This is a genomic window from Demequina soli (assembly GCF_000971195.1).
Taxonomy (GTDB): Bacteria; Actinomycetota; Actinomycetes; order Actinomycetales; family Demequinaceae; genus Demequina; species Demequina soli.
In genome coordinates, this window is the sequence record NZ_BBLZ01000001.1 from 81,777 (window position 1) to 95,957 (window position 14,181).

Here is a 14,181-nt window from a genome sequence, read left to right on the forward strand (position 1 = left end):
ATGGGTAGGTTCGTGGCATGACCGACCTGACCGCGCTCGCCGACGAGTACTACGCCTACGTGATGGGGCTCAGCCCCCTGGGCCTCATGTGGGACGGACGCCTCGAGCACCTGGCCGAGTGGGACGACGTCTCGGTCGAGGGCCGTGCGGCCGCTCACGAGCGCCTCATGGCCTTCGCGAGCGCCGCCGAGGCGCTCGACCCGGGCGAGGACCTCCAGGTGCTCGCGCTGCGCGACTCGATCGCCTCCCACGCCCGCTCGACGGCGCTCGAGCTCGCGTGGGCGCCCGAGCTGCGCCACCTCAACCCGACCATCGGGGCGTGGGAGGACGTGCTCTCGTTCATCGACGCGTTCCCGCTGCGCACCGCCGAGCACGGCGCCGACTACCTCGCCAAGCTCGAGGGGCTGGGGAGCTTCCTCGACTCGCTGCTCGACGTCGCCGAGGCCGCGGCGGACGAGGGCCGCGTCGCGCTCGCGCGCCACCTGCGCGACACCGCGGCGTCCGCCACCGCGTACCTGACGGCCGCGCGGGGCGGCGACGACCGGATGTGCGCGCAGGCCGCGCCGACCGCACTGGACGATGCGGCGCGCGCCGCATGGTCCGACGCGCGCGACGCGCTGGTCGCCTCCGACGTGCATCCCGGGGTCGAGCGGTTCGCGGCGCGGCTGCTGGCGCTGGCCTCGCGCGGGGCGTCGGACGAGGCCCCGGGACTCGTGCACGTGCCCGGCGGCGCAGCCGTCTACCGGGACCGCATGTGGGCGCACCTGCAGCTCGACGTGACGCCCGAGGAGGTCCACGAGCTGGGGCTGCGGCAGGTCGCGGCGCTCGAGGACGAGTACCGCGCGATCGCGGGGCCGCTGCTCGGCACCACCGACATCGCGGAGATCTACGCGCGCCTGCGCGACGACGAGTCCCTGCGCTACGCCTCCGCGGACGCCGTGATCGCGGACGCGACGGCGGCCCTCGCCCGGGCGACCGAGGCGGCGCCCGCGTGGTTCTCCCGGCTGCCCCACGCATCGTGCACCGGGCATGCGACGGACTTCGGGGCGATGGCCTACTACTCCGCTCCCGTGCCCGAGGCGGGCAAGGGCGGCGACTTCTACTTCAAGACGTCGGACCCGCACGCGTGGGCGACGTACGAGCTCGAGGCGATCGCGTTCCACGAGGCCGTGCCCGGCCACCACCTCCAGTGCGCGCTGCACGCCGAGGACGAGTCGCTGCACCGCCTCCAGCGCGAGCTCGGCAGCACCGCCTACGGCGAGGGTTGGGGGCTGTACACCGAGCGGCTCGCCGACGAGATGGGCCTGTACTCCTCGGAGCTGTCGCGCGTGGGGATGCTCAGCGCGGACTCGCTGCGCGCGTGCAGGCTCGTGGTCGACACCGGCATCCACGCGCTCGGCTGGAGCCGCGACCGAGCGATCGACTACTGCCTCGCCCACTCCCCCCTCGACCGGCACCACGTCGAGCAGGAGGTCGACCGCTACATCGGGCTGCCCGGGCAGGCGCTCGCCTACATGATCGGGCGGCTCGAGATCCTCGCGATCCGGGCGGAGGCCGAGCGCCGGCCCGGGTTCGACATCCGCGACTTCCACGCGGCCGTGCTGGGCTACGGCGCGGTGCCGCTCACGACCCTGCGGCGGCTCGTGCTGGGGTGAGCGGCGCATCGTCCCGCGACCGCCCGCACTTCCTTAGCGGTGTGCCAACTTTTACAACTAGGCGGAGCATGCCTACGCTTGACGCCTCATGTCGTTCCGTACCCGTCTCGCCGCGCTCGCCGTCCTCGCCCCCCTGTCGCTGACCGCGTGCGCCCAGGGCGCCGCGAGCGACCCGTCCTCGACGCCCGAGCGCATCGTCTCCGGCACCACGTCGACGAGCGAGCCGAGCCCCTCGGCGACGCCCGAGGACGTCGGCGGGCCCGCGACCGCGGCGGTCACCGACCAGTCCGTCGTCGCGACCGGGCTGAGCTCGCCGTGGGACCTCGAGCTCCTGGCAGACGGGTCGTTCCTGGTGTCGGAGCGCGACACCGCCGCGATCAAGCACGTGCGCGCGGGCGTGGCGACGGCGCTCAACGGGCCGGGCGCCGAGGCGCTGCGCGGGATGGTCGACGCGTCCGGTGAGGGCGGCCTGCTGGGCATCGCGGTGCTCGAGGGCGACACCTCGTACCTGTACGCGTACGTCACGCGCGCGGACGACAACGCGGTGGTCCGCATGGCGCTCAACGGCGACCTCCTGGGCCAGCCCACCACCATCATCGACGGCATCCCCAAGGCGAAGGCCGACAACGGCGGCCGCATCGCGTTCGGCCCCGACGGTCACCTCTACGTCGCGACGGGAGACGCCGGCCGCGAGGAGCGGGCGCGCGACAGCTCCGCGCTCGCGGGCAAGATCCTGCGCGTGGTCGCGAACGGCGGCGACAAGGACGGCACGGCCGCCAAGGGCAACCCGTGGGGCAACCGCGTGTGGTCGCTCGGGCACCGCAACGTCGAGGGCCTCGCGTGGGTCGCCGACGGGCGCATGTACGCGAGCGAGCTGGGCGCGGACGCGTGGGACGAGCTCAACCTCATCGAGTCCGGCGCCGACTACGGCTGGCCCGCGTCGGAGGGCCAGGACGGGCTGCCGATCGACGGGGTCACCGCGCCGGTGGTCTCGTGGTCGCCCAACGAGGCGTCGCCGTCGGGTGTCGCCGCCACCCACGAGGCCGTCTACGTGGCGTCCCTCAAGGGCGAGCGGCTGTGGCGCGTGCCGCTGACCGCGGAGGGCACCGGCGACCCGCAGGTGATCCTCGACGGCCTCGGGCGCATCCGCGATGTGGCGGCCGCCGCGGACGGCAGCCTCTACGTGCTGACCGACAACACCGACAGCCGCGGCAAGCCCACCCAGGGCGACGACCGCGTGGTGCGCATCACCGTCGGCTGATCCTCCGACGGGTCCGCGGGCGGGTTCCGCCTAGATCGGTTCCGGCTAGATCGGTTCCGGGAGCAGGCCGGCGAGGTCGTGCGTGCCGTCCTCACGCATCGGCACGCGTGTCGCGGCGACCACCGCGGCGCGCTGAAGCGGGCCGTAGAGGTGCGGGAAGTCGTCGTCGGCGTCGGGCACGTGGTCGAACTGGATGCGGGAGTCGACCCGCGCGGGGTCGACGCGCAGCAGCACGACGTCGCGGCCGCGATAGAACGAGTCGGCGACGCCCTGGGCCTGACGAGCGAGCGACATGTGGATGAACCCCTCCTCGGCGAGGGTCCTTCCGATCGTCGAGACCGTGTACGGCTCGTCGGGGTGCGCGTCCCAGTCCTCGGCCAGGGCCAGGTGGTAGACGTGGGGGATCTCGAGCATGCCCCCAGGTTGGCACGGGGCGGGGCCGCGTGCAGGGCGTCGATCGTGGCTCAGGTGAGCGGGCCCTCCACCAGGTGCGCGCGCGGGTGCAGCACCTCGAGGTCGATGCCGGGTGAGACGGTCGCGATCGTGGTGTCGAAGTCGGCCCACGCTCCCCCGGCGACGCGCCACTGCCCCGACCAGAGCGTCTCGAGGATGACTGTCGCGCTGTCGAGCGCGCGGCCGTAGGCGTGCGTGATGGTCGCGTTCGGGTAGGCGGCGCCGGGGTCGTCGGTGGTGGTGCTGTCGCCGTCGCCCCACGACCAGGTGAACCGCGACGGCGTCGCGCGGATCTCGACCTGCGCGCCCAGCAGGACCGCGGCGTGATCGCGGACGGCGGCGTCGGCGAAGGCGATGGTGGGGACCGTCGCGATCACCTGGCCGGTGCCCGGCTGGAGCGTGACGGCGGGGGCGTCGAGGTGGAGCGAGGTCCACTCGTGCTCGATGAGCGCGAGGAGGTCGGACTCGGCGGGGCAGGTGTACCAGGTTGCCAACGCCCATGGCCCCCATGTCGCATCCGACAGGAGCGTGCGGTACCAAAGCGGAAGAATCGGATTCATGCCCGCGGGGCATGCGATGGCATCGGCCGCCATCGGCGTACAGGCCCCTTCCGATTCCATCGGTGTCGACATATTGCAAGCTGGCGCTCGAAGATAGTCGACCGCGACCGGCGCGGAAATGGGTGCCACCGCACCGCCAGAGTCTGTGCCAGAACTCGCAGTGCCATCGGCGGTGAACGTGTCGTTCGACTGCGATCCGCGCCCGCCCCACTCAGCACCGTCCACAACGGACGGAGACGGGCTTGGCTCCGTTACCTCGCCGACGACCGGAGTTGCCAAGACTGCGAGCCCAAAGGCGACAAGGGCGCCAATCATGATTCCTCGTTCACTGCGACTCCGGTGACGCGCCAGGCCTCGCCGACGCGCTGCAGTTCAAGAGCAAAGACGGCGGGACCCGCAACTTCAGCCACCGACTCAGCACCGGACGCGTCGACGAGCAGTGCTGCTGCAACGTCCGCGGTGGCTTGATAGACAGCACCATGGCCAGTTAGGTGCGCTCGGATGGTGGGCTCACGAACCTTGATTTCTCCACCCTGCGCGACGAAACCCTGGTCTTGAACGCGGCCTTGGTTCACGAGCGCATCCGCGCAATAACCGCAACTATCGCCAGAGAGCGCGTTCCAAGCGCGCGTGTCTCCCGTCTGAAACATCACTGCGTACTGCTCAAGAAAGAACCGTGCGGTCACCATTGCTCCGACGAGATCTGACCGGTTCGCACCCTCCGGCATGAGCGCGAACAGCTCCTCATTCGTGAGCGGCTCCATCGCAACCTGCGACACCGATGCCACGGGCGAGGGCGACGCCGACACCGACGCCACCGGAGTGGCTGACACGGTCGGCACGTCCGTCACGATCGGCCCCGGCTCCCCCGTGCACCCGGCCGCGAGCACGACTGCACCCGCTGCCATGGCCGCCGCGACCGCGCGGCGCGCCACCCGCCCCCCTGGGATGAACCGCATGAAAGGCAAGTTATCGGACAAAACCGCCTGGCAGAAGAGCCTGCCCAGACTTTGTGGACGAATCGCTGAACATCAACTTTGAGATCCGACCCCGACAAACCCGTCGCGTTCCGCGGAATTCCTCAAAGTTGAGCTCGAGGCAGCCCGAGGCCGCCCGCCGGCCCCCTAAGCCGACCGCCGCTTCCCCACCCCGGGCACGAACTTGCCCGTGCGCTCCGCGTACTCCGCGTAGCCTGCATAGGTCCGGGCCAGGTACGCCTCCTCGATGCGGGTCTTCGCCTCGAAGAACGCCCCGAGCACCACTGTCGCGACCAGCGCCCACAGCTTGCCCGTCGCGACGGACATGCCGAGCGCGATCGCCATCACACCCGAGTACATCGGGTGGCGCACATAGCCATAGATGCCGCCCGCGGCCAGGCCGGCCCCGTTGGGCGTGGGCATGGGGGTGAGCGCGCGGCCCAGGTCCTTGCCGGACCAGAACATGCCCAGCGCGCCCAGCAGGATCAGCGTCGTGCCCGCCCACCACGAGCCCTGCACATGCGGGCCGTCGAGGAACGCCGTGAGCGCCACCGCGAGGAACAGCACCCCCTGCAGCGTGACCAGGACAAGCCCGAGCAGGCGTCCGTTCTGAGGCGTAGGCACCGCGCCAGGCTACCCGTCGCGCCGCTGGCGAACGTAGGACTCGGCGGCCTCCGCGGCATCGGACACCACCGGCTGGTGCGCGTCGATCCACGCGTCGACGGTCTCCCACCACTCGTACAGCCACCGCTCGCGGGCCTCGCGCCCCTCGGGCACGGTCGCCATGTCCGCGGTCCAGCCCTTGAGGACGATGCGCTTGTCCACCGGCAGCTCGCGCCACACGTCCGCGACGGTCGACAGGCGCTCGAGCCCGGTGTGGGCGACCACCATGACCACGGCGTCCGGCCGGGCCTCCATCGCCGCGAGCACGCCGCCCGGGTGCGGCGGCATGACGTGCGGCATGGCCTCGGCCCGGTCGGCCAGCTCGTCCAGCCCGGACGAGCGCAGCGCCGCGATCCGCCGCGCGCGTCGGCGCGGGGTCGCGTTGGCCCCCTCGGGGAAGATCAGCAACGCGCCGCTGTCCCCCAGCCGGCCCGCGAGCGCGGCGATGGCCTCGGTGCCGCCGGGCGCGCCCACCGCGCGGTGCCGCCGCGGCGTGAGGAACTGCGACGGGATGCGGTGGAGCAGGATGTCGATCGCGGGATCCCACTGCAGCGTGTCCTTGAGCACGATCGCGGGCGCCCGCCCGAACCGGTTGAGCAGCGCGTCCACGATGATGAACGAGTCCCCCGGCCCGGCGTGCCGCGACACCACGATGAGCGGATGGCCGAGCCCGATCCGGTCGAGGTCGGCGTCCTCCATCTCGATCTCGAGCCGCAACGTCCACCGCCCCTGCGAGAACAGCACCCGCATGGCGGTGCGCGCGAGGGCGATGTGGTTCCGCTGCGACGCCTCCGAGCGGATCCGCGTGCCGAACCCGTGCCACACCCATAGCCCCGCAAGCGCAAGCACGCACGCGGCGTCCCACAGGAGGTAGAAGCCCGCGAGCCACACCACGCGCGTGATCCGCAGCCGCCCCGGGAGGGCGAGGCTCACCACCGCCGCGATGATCACGAGGTACCAGACCGCCACCGGCAGCCACACGAACGCGAGCAGCACGATCGCCGGCGCGAGCACCACGCGACGCACCCAGCGCGGTGGGAGCCTCCACCAGTGGGTGCGGCGGCGCGGCCGGGCCTCCTCCCCCGACGCGGGGGACGATGCGCCGCTCACGTTCCCGTCCTGACCCCGGCGAGGTAGTCGGCCGTGGCGGCACGCGCGGCCTCGATGCGCGCGTGGGTGCGGTCGAGGCTGCGGTAGGCGCTCAGGCGCTCGTCGCCGGGCTGGCGGCCGCCGTACGGCAGCACGTGGAGCTCGACGGACGGCGGGACGGACGCGCGCTCGCGCTGGAAGCGGTGGCGGCGCGAGATCTCGAAGGCGATGCGTGCGACGTCGGCGGGCTTGCGCGGCGGCTCGAGCGGCTCCTCGATGCGGCCCACCTGGAGGACGTAGATGGTGGTGGCGCCGCGCGCGACCGCCTCGCCCACCGGGATGGAGTTGACGATCCCGCCGTCGACGAAGTGCTCGCCGTCGATCACGGTGGGCGGCAGCGCGGCCGGGACCGAGGCGGAGGCCATCACCGCGTCGACCACGGAGCCCGTGTCGAACCAATGCTCGGACGCGCGCTCGATCGACGCGGCGCACACCGCGAGCGGCACCTCGAGGTCCTCGAAGCGCGTGCGCGCGCCGATCACCCCCGCCACGAGACCCCGCAGCGCCTCGGGATTGTTGAGGTGCGTGCGGTGCTTGGCGAGGCGCCGCAGCTGGCGGTACAGCGACTCGCCGTAGATGGCGCCCGCGGTGGGGGACGCCCACGTCTGCTCGAGCCGGTCGACCACGCGCAGGGTCGGGTCCTGCGCGACGGCGGCGCCGTTGATCGCGCCGATCGAGGTGCCCACCACCAGCTGCGGGACCACGCCCGCCTCGAGCAGCGCGCGCAGCATGCCCACCTCGGTGGCGCCGCGCACGCCGCCGCCTCCCAGCACGAATGCGACGGTCATGGCCCCAGGCTAGGCCCCTGATCCCGCCCGGGTGGGAGCACGCCGCCCCATCCCCGCGCATCGTCGCTCCGAACCCGGGGCATGATCACCCTCATCGTCGTCGGCCTCGTCTCGGGCGTCATCACCGCGATCAGCCCGTGCGTCCTGCCGGTGCTGCCCGCGATCCTCACCAGCTCGATCCAGGACGGGGCGCGCAACCGGCGCCGCCCGCTCGTCGTGGTGGGCGGGCTGGTGACGAGCTTCGCCGTGTTCACCCTGCTCGGCGGGATCCTGCTCGCGAGCCTCGGGCTGCCCGACGACCTGCTGCGGTGGATCGGGATCGGCGTGCTCGCGCTCGTGGGGCTCGGCCTCGCGATCCCACCGCTGGGCGAGCTGCTGCAACGGCCGTTCGAGCGGGTGCGGCCGGCCAGGATGGACCGCGACGGCAACGGGTACGTCATGGGCCTCGCGCTGGGGCTCGTGTTCGTGCCGTGCGCGGGGCCCATCCTCGCCTCGATCACCGTGCTCGCCGCGACCAACGGCGTGAGCTGGGGCCTCGTCGCGCTGACGCTCGCGTTCAGCGCCGGCATCGCGATCCCGCTGCTCGCGTTCGGGCTGGCGGGTCAGGCGATCTTCGGGCGCATCAAGGCCGTCCGCGAGCGCCTCCAGCTCATCCGCATGATCTCGGGCGTGGTGCTCCTCGCGACCGCGCTCGTGATCGCGACCAACGTCGCCGAGCCGCTGCAGCGCCTCGTGCCGTCGTGGCTCGCGGGCGTGCAGACCTCGATCGAGGACAACAGCGGCGTGCGCGGCCAGCTGGACACCCTGGCCGGCCGCTCCGACGCGACCGCCACGGGCGACCAGCTCACCTTCGACCAGTGCTCCCAGGACCCGTCGACGCTCCACGACTGCGGCCCCGCACGGGACCTCACCGGCATCACCGCGTGGCTCAACACCGACGGCGGCCAGCCGCTCGACCTCGCCGACCTCAAGGGCCGCGTGGTGCTCGTCGACTTCTGGACCTACAGCTGCATCAACTGCCAGCGCACCTTCCCCTACCTCGAGGCGTGGGACCAGCGCTACCGCGCGGACGGGCTCACGATCATCGGCGTGCACACCCCGGAGTTCGCCTTCGAGAAGGTCACCTCGAACGTCGCGAGCGCCGCGAAGCGCTACGGGATCGCGTACCCGATCGCGATCGACGACAAGTACGCCACATGGAACGCGTGGGACCAGCGCTTCTGGCCCGCGCACTACCTCATCGACCAGACGGGCGAGGTGCGGCAGGTGCACTACGGCGAGGGCTCGTACGCCGAGACCGAGAAGCTCATCCAGCAGCTCCTCAAGGCCCCGGCCCAGGCCCCGGTCAGCGTCGACACCGGCGGCCACACGTCGGGCCGCACGCCCGAGACCTACCTCGGCTACGCGCGCGGCGGCCCGGCCAACGCCGACTACCCGCGCGACAAGGCGCACGACTTCGGCACCGGCATCGCCCCCGCACGCGACGAGGTGAGCTTCTCCGGCACCTGGACCATCGCCGACGAGCACGCGACCGCCGGCGCGGGCGCGAGCCTCGACCTCAACTTCTACGCGTCCGACGCGCACCTCGTGCTCGCGGGCGAGGGCACCGTCACCGCGACGCTCGCGGACGACCCGTCCTACCGCAAGGTGATCCACGTCAGCGGCACGCCGGACCTCTACACGCTGTGGTCGGGCACCCCGCTCGAGCACACGCTGCACCTCGAGCTCTCGAAGGGCGTCGAGGCCTACGCCTTCACCTTCGGATGACCCATCCGCGCCCCGTCACGCGCCGAACCAGCACCGACGGACCCCGCCCCGGAGGTCCGCGACAAGGGAGGAATCATGAATCGGATGCGCACCCTCGCCGTGCCGGGCCTGGCCCTGCTCGCCGCGACCGCCCTCGCCGCGTGCGGCGACACGACCCCGTCCTCGTCGACGTCCCCGACGGGCGACACGATGATGGAGCACAGCACGTCCCCGTCGCCGATGATGTCGGACGACTCGAGCATGAGCGGCGACGACATGATGAGCACGTCGCCGAGCCCCGACACGATGATGTCGGACGGCTCGACGATGATGGACGACGAGGGCTGACGGGCCCGGGGACGATGCGGAGGTCCAGGTGAGCGCACGGCGGCGCGACCCGCTGCGGGCGGTGCCCGCGGACGGTGACCCGCACGCCCCCGACGCCGACGGGCTCGACCCGCTCGGGTCGGCGCTCGTCCGCGCCGGGCGCGGCGATCAGGCCGCGTTCGAGGAGGTCTACGACGCCCTCGCCGGCACGGTGCACGGCCTGGCCCTGCGCATCGTCCGCGACCCGCAGCTCGCGGAGGATGTCGCGCAGGAGGCGCTCGTCGAGGCGTGGCGCCTGGCCGCCCGCTTCCGGCCCGACCGAGGCTCGGCGCGCGCCTGGGTCCTCACCATCGCCCACCGCCGCGCCGTCGACCGGGTGCGCTCCGAGCAGTCCCACGCGGACCGCCTGCTCGCCCACGGCGCACGCCACACCGCGACCGTGGAGGAGCCCGAGACCGTGGTCGAGACGATGGACGCCCAGTGGCGCGCAGCGCGCGTGCGCCGGGGCCTGGCGACGCTCACCCCGCTCCAGCGCGAGGCGCTCGAGCTCACGTACTTCAAGGGCTACACCAACCGGCAGCTGGCGGAGTCGCTCGGGATCCCCCTGGGCACCGCGAAGGCGCGCATCCGCGACGCCGTGATCCGGCTGCGCGACACCTGGGAGGCGACGCGATGACCGACAACGTGCACGCCCTCATCGGCGCCTACGCCGTGGACGCGGTGACGCCCGCCGAGCGCGCCGAGTTCGAGGCGCACCTCGGGGGGTGCGAGGACTGCAGCCTCGAGCTGACCGGCCTGCGCGAGGCCACCGCGACGCTTGCCGGCGCCGCCGACGCCCCCGCCCCGGCCGGGCTGCGCGCCCGCGTCCTCGAGGAGGTCGGGCGCACCGCGCAGGTCCCGCCCGCGGTGGACGATGCGCCGGCGGCCGAGGCGCCGCCCGCACCCGCGCATCGTCCCTGGTGGACACGCATGGCGGTGGCGGCCGTCGCGGCGCTCGTGCTCGCGGTGGGCGGGCTGGTCGGCTCGACGCTCGTGAGCGAGCGCCAGCACCAGCTCGCGCTCGAGAAGGACGTGATGATGGTGACCACGGCGCCCGACGCGCACGCGATGGACCTGTCGCTGGGCGCGTCGCACCTGGTGATGAGCGACCGCATGGGCTCGGTGGCGGCGATGGGCGACCACGTCCCGATGCCCGACGCCGGCATGGAGTACCAGCTGTGGGCCGTGATGGACGACGGCTCGATGCACGCCGGGCCGACGTTCATGCCCGGCTCCGACGGGTCGTTCATGACGGTGATGGACATGTCGATGGACGGGGTCGCCGCGTTCGCGGTGACGGAGGAGCCGCACGGCGGCTCGACGGAGCCGTCGTCGGACCCGATCGCGGAGGTCGCGCTCTAGGGAGGGTCAGTCGTCGCCGTCGGGGTGCGCGCCGCGCAGCTGGACGGAGATCTGCTCGGCGTCGAGGACGCGCATCGCGTCGCCCAGCGCCTCCGAGCCGTACGTGCCGACGGCGCGGACCTCGAGCAGCCGCTCGCGCTGCGCCTCGATGATCGCGAGGCGCAGGTCGAGGAACTGGGCGCCGTAGTCGAGCGTCTCCTGGTCCTCGGCGCGCGCGTGCACGATCGCGCGGCGCACGGCCGCCGTGATGCGCGGGTCGAACTCGTGCCCGTCGCGGTCGCGGCGCGACTCGTCCGCGAGGACCTCGTCGGCGACGCCGGCGAGCAGGTCACGCAGCTCGACGCGGTCCCGCTCGTCGTGCACGGACTCCCCCGTCACGCCGAGCCTGCGCGCGACCCACGGCAGCGTCGCGCCCTGGAGGATGAGCGACCCGGCCGCGACCACGAACGCCACGAGCACGAGCGTGGACCGCAGCGGCGTGTCCGAGGGCAGCGTCTGCGCGGCCGCCACGGTGATCGCCCCGCGCATGCCGGCCCACACCAGCACGCCGCCCTCGCGCCACCCCAGCGGCCGGTTCTCCAGGTAGTCGGCGTACGCCGTGTGCTGCTCGACGCGGCGCGCGAACGCCTCCCGCTTCGCGGGGTCCGGGTGCGCCTCGGCGCGCTCGACGAGCCCCTCGACGCGCTCTTGGCGTGCCCGGACCGTGCGGGCGCGGCGGCCGACCGCGAGGATGAGCGGCGCCACGTAGAGCACGCGGATGACGAGCACCGCGGCGAGCGCGGCGACACCCAGCGCGACCGCCTTCCACACGGAGCCGTGGGTCTCGTGCACGTCCGTCACGAGGGTGGTGAGCTCGAGGCCGAGCAGGAGGAACACCACGCCCTCGAGGATCAGCTCCGCGGTGTGCCAGTTGGCGCGCTCCGAGATCCGGTCGGCGGGGCGCAGGTACAGGGGCGCGCGGTAGCCTGCCACGAGTCCGGCGACCACCGCGGCGACGAGGCCCGACGCGCCGAGCAGCTCGGCCGGCACGGCCGCGAGGAACGGCGCGACGAAGCTGATGGCGGTGCTGTTGGCGGCGCCGGGCACCCAGCGGCGCAGCCGCACGTTGAGCTCGCCCGCGACCAGGCCCACCACCACGGCGACCACGACGGCGCTCGCGAAGTCCCAGGTCGCGGCGCCGATGCTCATGGTCGCGACGGCCGCGGCGACCATCGTGCGCATGAGCACGAGCGCGGTCGCGTCGTTGAACATCGACTCCGCCTCGAGCACGGTCACCACGCGCGGGGACACCCCGAGCTTCTTGATGATCTGCACGGCGACGGCGTCGGTGGGGCTCACCACCGCGCCGAGGGCGCCGCCGATCGCGAACCCGATGCCGGGGATGAGCGCCATGAAGAAGAAGCCCATGAGGATCGCGCTCACGAGCACGAGCGCGATCGAGAGGCTGCTGATCGAGCGGAAGTCGCGGCGGAACTCGGTGGCCGGGAGCGACACGGCCGCCGAGTACAGCAGGGGCGGGATGATGCCCAGGAGGATCAGGTCCGGGTCGACCTCGACCTCGGGCACCGCGGGGATGAGGCTGACAGCGACCCCGAGCAGCACGAGCAGCAGCGGCGCCGCGACACGCAGGCGGGGCGCGATCGAGTTGACCCCCACGATCGCGATCACCCCGATCACGGCGAGCAGCAGCACCTCATCCATGCGACCTCCCTGGCAGCGGGCGACCGCCCGTGCCCCCAGCCAACCATCGACGGCACCCGTCGCGCGAGCGGCGCGACGGCCTCGGGTCGCGCGGGGCGGTCGGTGGCGAGAGGATGAACCATGGCCGAGATCCTCCTCTTCCACCACGCCATGGGCCTCACCGAAGGGCTCCTCGCCTTCGCGGACCGCCTGCGTGCGGACGGCCACACGGTCCACTGCCCCGACTGCTACGCCGGCACCACCTTCGACAACCCCGATGACGGCGTGAAGTTCGCCCAGGCCGTCGGGCACGATGCGCTGCAGGAGGCCGCGCACAGCGCGGCGCGGCGTCATCGCAGCGCGGACGTGGTGATCGGCTACTCGCTGGGGGCCATGCAGGCGCAGCTGCTCGCGCAGGACCGCCGCCGCTTCCGGGCATGCCTGCTGGTCGGGGGTGCGCTGCCGCCCGCCGCGCTGGGCGGCGTGTGGCGCCACGAGGTGGCCCTCCAGGTCCACCTGGCCGACCCGGACGAGTGGATCGACCCCCACGAGGTCGAGGCGCTGCTCTATCACGCGCCCCACGCGCGCATCTACCGCTACACCGGCAAGGACCACCTGTTCATGGACCGCTCTCTCGCGGACTACGACGCCGATGCGGCGGACCTGTTCGAGGCGCGCACGACGGCGTGGCTGGCCGACCTCGACGAGAACCTCCGCGCCCGCCAGATGGTCTGACTCAGGCGCTGCGGAGCATCCTTCTCACGCGCTCGAGGGCCGCGTCGAGCACCGCCTCGCGCTCCTCGCGGGTCCACAGGCGCATCGGCTCGGGCTCGGGATCCCACAGGCCGTCGATGTCGTCGCGGCGCGGCGGCCACGGCAGCCAGCGCTCGCCGTGGCGCACGCGCTGGCTCTGCTTGAGCGCGTCGATGCGCTCCTTGTCGGCGGCGTGGCGCGGCTCGCGGCTGTAGTTGGCGGCGGCGCCGCCCACGATGGTGATCTCGATGCCGTCGGTCCATGAGTAGCGCTCCTGGAAGCGGCCGTCGACCACCGCGAACACGAGGTCCTCGAGGGCCTGCGCGCTGTCCGCGAGCGTCTCGTCGCACGCGTCGCAGCCGCACTCGGGGGCCCGTGCCTCGCCGGCGGCGCCCATGGCGACGACGATCGACGGGAACGTCGTCTCGGCGATCACGAGCGGCGCGCAGCCGGCCAGCCGCGGCAGCAGCGTGACGGCGCGCACGACGCGCACCTGGCCCTGCTCGGCGCTGCGGACGGTGTCCGGCGCATCGTCCGGCAGCCCCTCGGTGCGGCGCACGTCCACGTCGTACGTGCGCTCGAGGTGGTCGACGATCGCGTCGGCGACGTCGACGAGCGGCGCGAAGCGCTCGGGATGACGCGTGCGCGAGTAGGTGCGCTCGGGAGGCCCGTCGACACCCCAGCGGGAGCCGTACGGGATCGCGTTGCCGTCCGGGTCGGTGAAGACCAGATCCGGAAGCTCGGGTCTGACGTACACGTTTGCAGGCT

At 72.9% G+C, this 14,181-nt stretch carries 15 protein-coding genes; 7 read left to right on the forward strand and 8 right to left on the reverse strand.

Features of this window, described 5'->3' with window-relative positions; translation table 11 throughout:
• The first annotated feature begins 17 nt into the window (after positions 1–17).
• Positions 18–1,655 (forward strand): DUF885 domain-containing protein, encoded by a 1,638-nt coding sequence (locus tag AOM04_RS00390; protein ID WP_062460657.1) that lies wholly within the window; start codon positions 18–20, stop codon positions 1,653–1,655.
• An 88-nt stretch (positions 1,656–1,743) separates the two neighbouring features.
• Positions 1,744–2,916 (forward strand): PQQ-dependent sugar dehydrogenase, encoded by a 1,173-nt coding sequence (locus AOM04_RS00395; RefSeq protein ID WP_062460660.1) that lies wholly within the window; start codon positions 1,744–1,746, stop codon positions 2,914–2,916.
• 45 nt (positions 2,917–2,961) lie between these two features.
• Here AOM04_RS00395 and AOM04_RS00400 read toward each other — a convergent pair whose 3' ends face one another.
• The 6 genes from AOM04_RS00400 to AOM04_RS00425 all read right to left on the reverse strand — a co-directional run bounded on the left by AOM04_RS00400 (position 2,962) and on the right by AOM04_RS00425 (position 7,506).
• Entirely contained in the window at positions 2,962–3,330 is a 369-nt protein-coding gene (locus AOM04_RS00400; RefSeq protein WP_082104243.1) for a DUF952 domain-containing protein, read from the reverse strand.
• Between the two features lie 50 nt (positions 3,331–3,380).
• Complete coding sequence (locus AOM04_RS00405; RefSeq protein WP_062460663.1) at positions 3,381–3,863, reverse strand: hypothetical protein; 483 nt, start codon at positions 3,861–3,863, stop codon at positions 3,381–3,383.
• A 377-nt stretch (positions 3,864–4,240) separates the two neighbouring features.
• A complete protein-coding gene (locus tag AOM04_RS00410; protein ID WP_062460666.1) occupies positions 4,241–4,888 on the reverse strand; it encodes a DUF6318 family protein in 648 nt (215 codons plus the stop codon).
• Between the two features lie 165 nt (positions 4,889–5,053).
• Complete coding sequence (locus tag AOM04_RS00415) at positions 5,054–5,530, reverse strand: methyltransferase family protein (RefSeq protein WP_062460669.1); 477 nt, start codon at positions 5,528–5,530, stop codon at positions 5,054–5,056.
• Between the two features lie 9 nt (positions 5,531–5,539).
• Positions 5,540–6,679 carry a 1-acyl-sn-glycerol-3-phosphate acyltransferase gene (locus AOM04_RS00420; RefSeq protein ID WP_082104244.1) on the reverse strand — a complete coding sequence of 380 codons (1,140 nt, stop codon included), beginning with the start codon at positions 6,677–6,679 and terminating at the stop codon, positions 5,540–5,542.
• The gene (locus AOM04_RS00425; RefSeq protein WP_062460676.1) at positions 6,676–7,506 is read right to left on the reverse strand and encodes a patatin-like phospholipase family protein; all 831 of its coding nucleotides are present in this window, start codon (positions 7,504–7,506) and stop codon (positions 6,676–6,678) included. Before AOM04_RS00425 ends, AOM04_RS00420 begins: the two co-directional genes overlap by 4 nt.
• 81 nt (positions 7,507–7,587) lie before the next feature.
• Here AOM04_RS00425 and AOM04_RS00430 point away from each other — a divergent pair, with 81 nt between their 5' ends.
• From AOM04_RS00430 to AOM04_RS00445, 4 genes are all read left to right on the forward strand, one after another.
• Complete coding sequence (locus tag AOM04_RS00430; protein ID WP_062460679.1) at positions 7,588–9,273, forward strand: cytochrome c biogenesis protein DipZ; 1,686 nt, start codon at positions 7,588–7,590, stop codon at positions 9,271–9,273.
• Between the two features lie 75 nt (positions 9,274–9,348).
• Positions 9,349–9,600 carry a hypothetical protein gene (locus AOM04_RS00435; protein WP_156160543.1) on the forward strand — a complete coding sequence of 84 codons (252 nt, stop codon included), beginning with the start codon at positions 9,349–9,351 and terminating at the stop codon, positions 9,598–9,600.
• Between the two features lie 28 nt (positions 9,601–9,628).
• Positions 9,629–10,255 carry a sigma-70 family RNA polymerase sigma factor gene (locus AOM04_RS00440; protein WP_228373568.1) on the forward strand — a complete coding sequence of 209 codons (627 nt, stop codon included), beginning with the start codon at positions 9,629–9,631 and terminating at the stop codon, positions 10,253–10,255.
• Entirely contained in the window at positions 10,252–10,980 is a 729-nt protein-coding gene (locus tag AOM04_RS00445) for an anti-sigma factor (RefSeq protein ID WP_062460685.1), read from the forward strand. The genes AOM04_RS00440 and AOM04_RS00445 overlap by 4 nt, the downstream gene beginning before the upstream one ends.
• A 6-nt stretch (positions 10,981–10,986) precedes the next feature.
• Here the strand turns inward: AOM04_RS00445 and AOM04_RS00450 are convergent, their stop codons facing one another.
• Positions 10,987–12,681 (reverse strand): cation:proton antiporter, encoded by a 1,695-nt coding sequence (locus AOM04_RS00450; protein WP_062460688.1) that lies wholly within the window; start codon positions 12,679–12,681, stop codon positions 10,987–10,989.
• Between the two features lie 120 nt (positions 12,682–12,801).
• Here AOM04_RS00450 and AOM04_RS00455 point away from each other — a divergent pair, with 120 nt between their 5' ends.
• Entirely contained in the window at positions 12,802–13,395 is a 594-nt protein-coding gene (locus tag AOM04_RS00455) for a dienelactone hydrolase family protein (protein WP_062460691.1), read from the forward strand.
• 1 nt (position 13,396) lies between these two features.
• Here AOM04_RS00455 and AOM04_RS00460 read toward each other — a convergent pair whose 3' ends face one another.
• Complete coding sequence (locus AOM04_RS00460; RefSeq protein WP_062460694.1) at positions 13,397–14,170, reverse strand: DUF6226 family protein; 774 nt, start codon at positions 14,168–14,170, stop codon at positions 13,397–13,399.
• Between the last annotated feature and the right edge of the window lie 11 nt (positions 14,171–14,181).

Bases quoted from the DNA above. Each gene is read 5' to 3' on its own strand.
- AOM04_RS00390 (WP_062460657.1), top strand. From the start codon at position 18: ATGACCGACCTGACCGCGCTCGCCGACGAGTACTACGCCTACGTGATG.
- AOM04_RS00395 (WP_062460660.1), top strand. From the start codon at position 1,744: ATGTCGTTCCGTACCCGTCTCGCCGCGCTCGCCGTCCTCGCCCCCCTG.
- AOM04_RS00400 (WP_082104243.1), bottom strand. From the start codon at position 3,330: ATGCTCGAGATCCCCCACGTCTACCACCTGGCCCTGGCCGAGGACTGG.
- AOM04_RS00410 (WP_062460666.1), bottom strand. From the start codon at position 4,888: ATGCGGTTCATCCCAGGGGGGCGGGTGGCGCGCCGCGCGGTCGCGGCG.
- AOM04_RS00425 (WP_062460676.1), bottom strand. From the start codon at position 7,506: ATGACCGTCGCATTCGTGCTGGGAGGCGGCGGCGTGCGCGGCGCCACC.
- AOM04_RS00430 (WP_062460679.1), top strand. From the start codon at position 7,588: ATGATCACCCTCATCGTCGTCGGCCTCGTCTCGGGCGTCATCACCGCG.
- AOM04_RS00435 (WP_156160543.1), top strand. From the start codon at position 9,349: ATGAATCGGATGCGCACCCTCGCCGTGCCGGGCCTGGCCCTGCTCGCC.
- AOM04_RS00445 (WP_062460685.1), top strand. From the start codon at position 10,252: ATGACCGACAACGTGCACGCCCTCATCGGCGCCTACGCCGTGGACGCG.
- AOM04_RS00450 (WP_062460688.1), bottom strand. From the start codon at position 12,681: ATGGATGAGGTGCTGCTGCTCGCCGTGATCGGGGTGATCGCGATCGTG.
- AOM04_RS00455 (WP_062460691.1), top strand. From the start codon at position 12,802: ATGGCCGAGATCCTCCTCTTCCACCACGCCATGGGCCTCACCGAAGGG.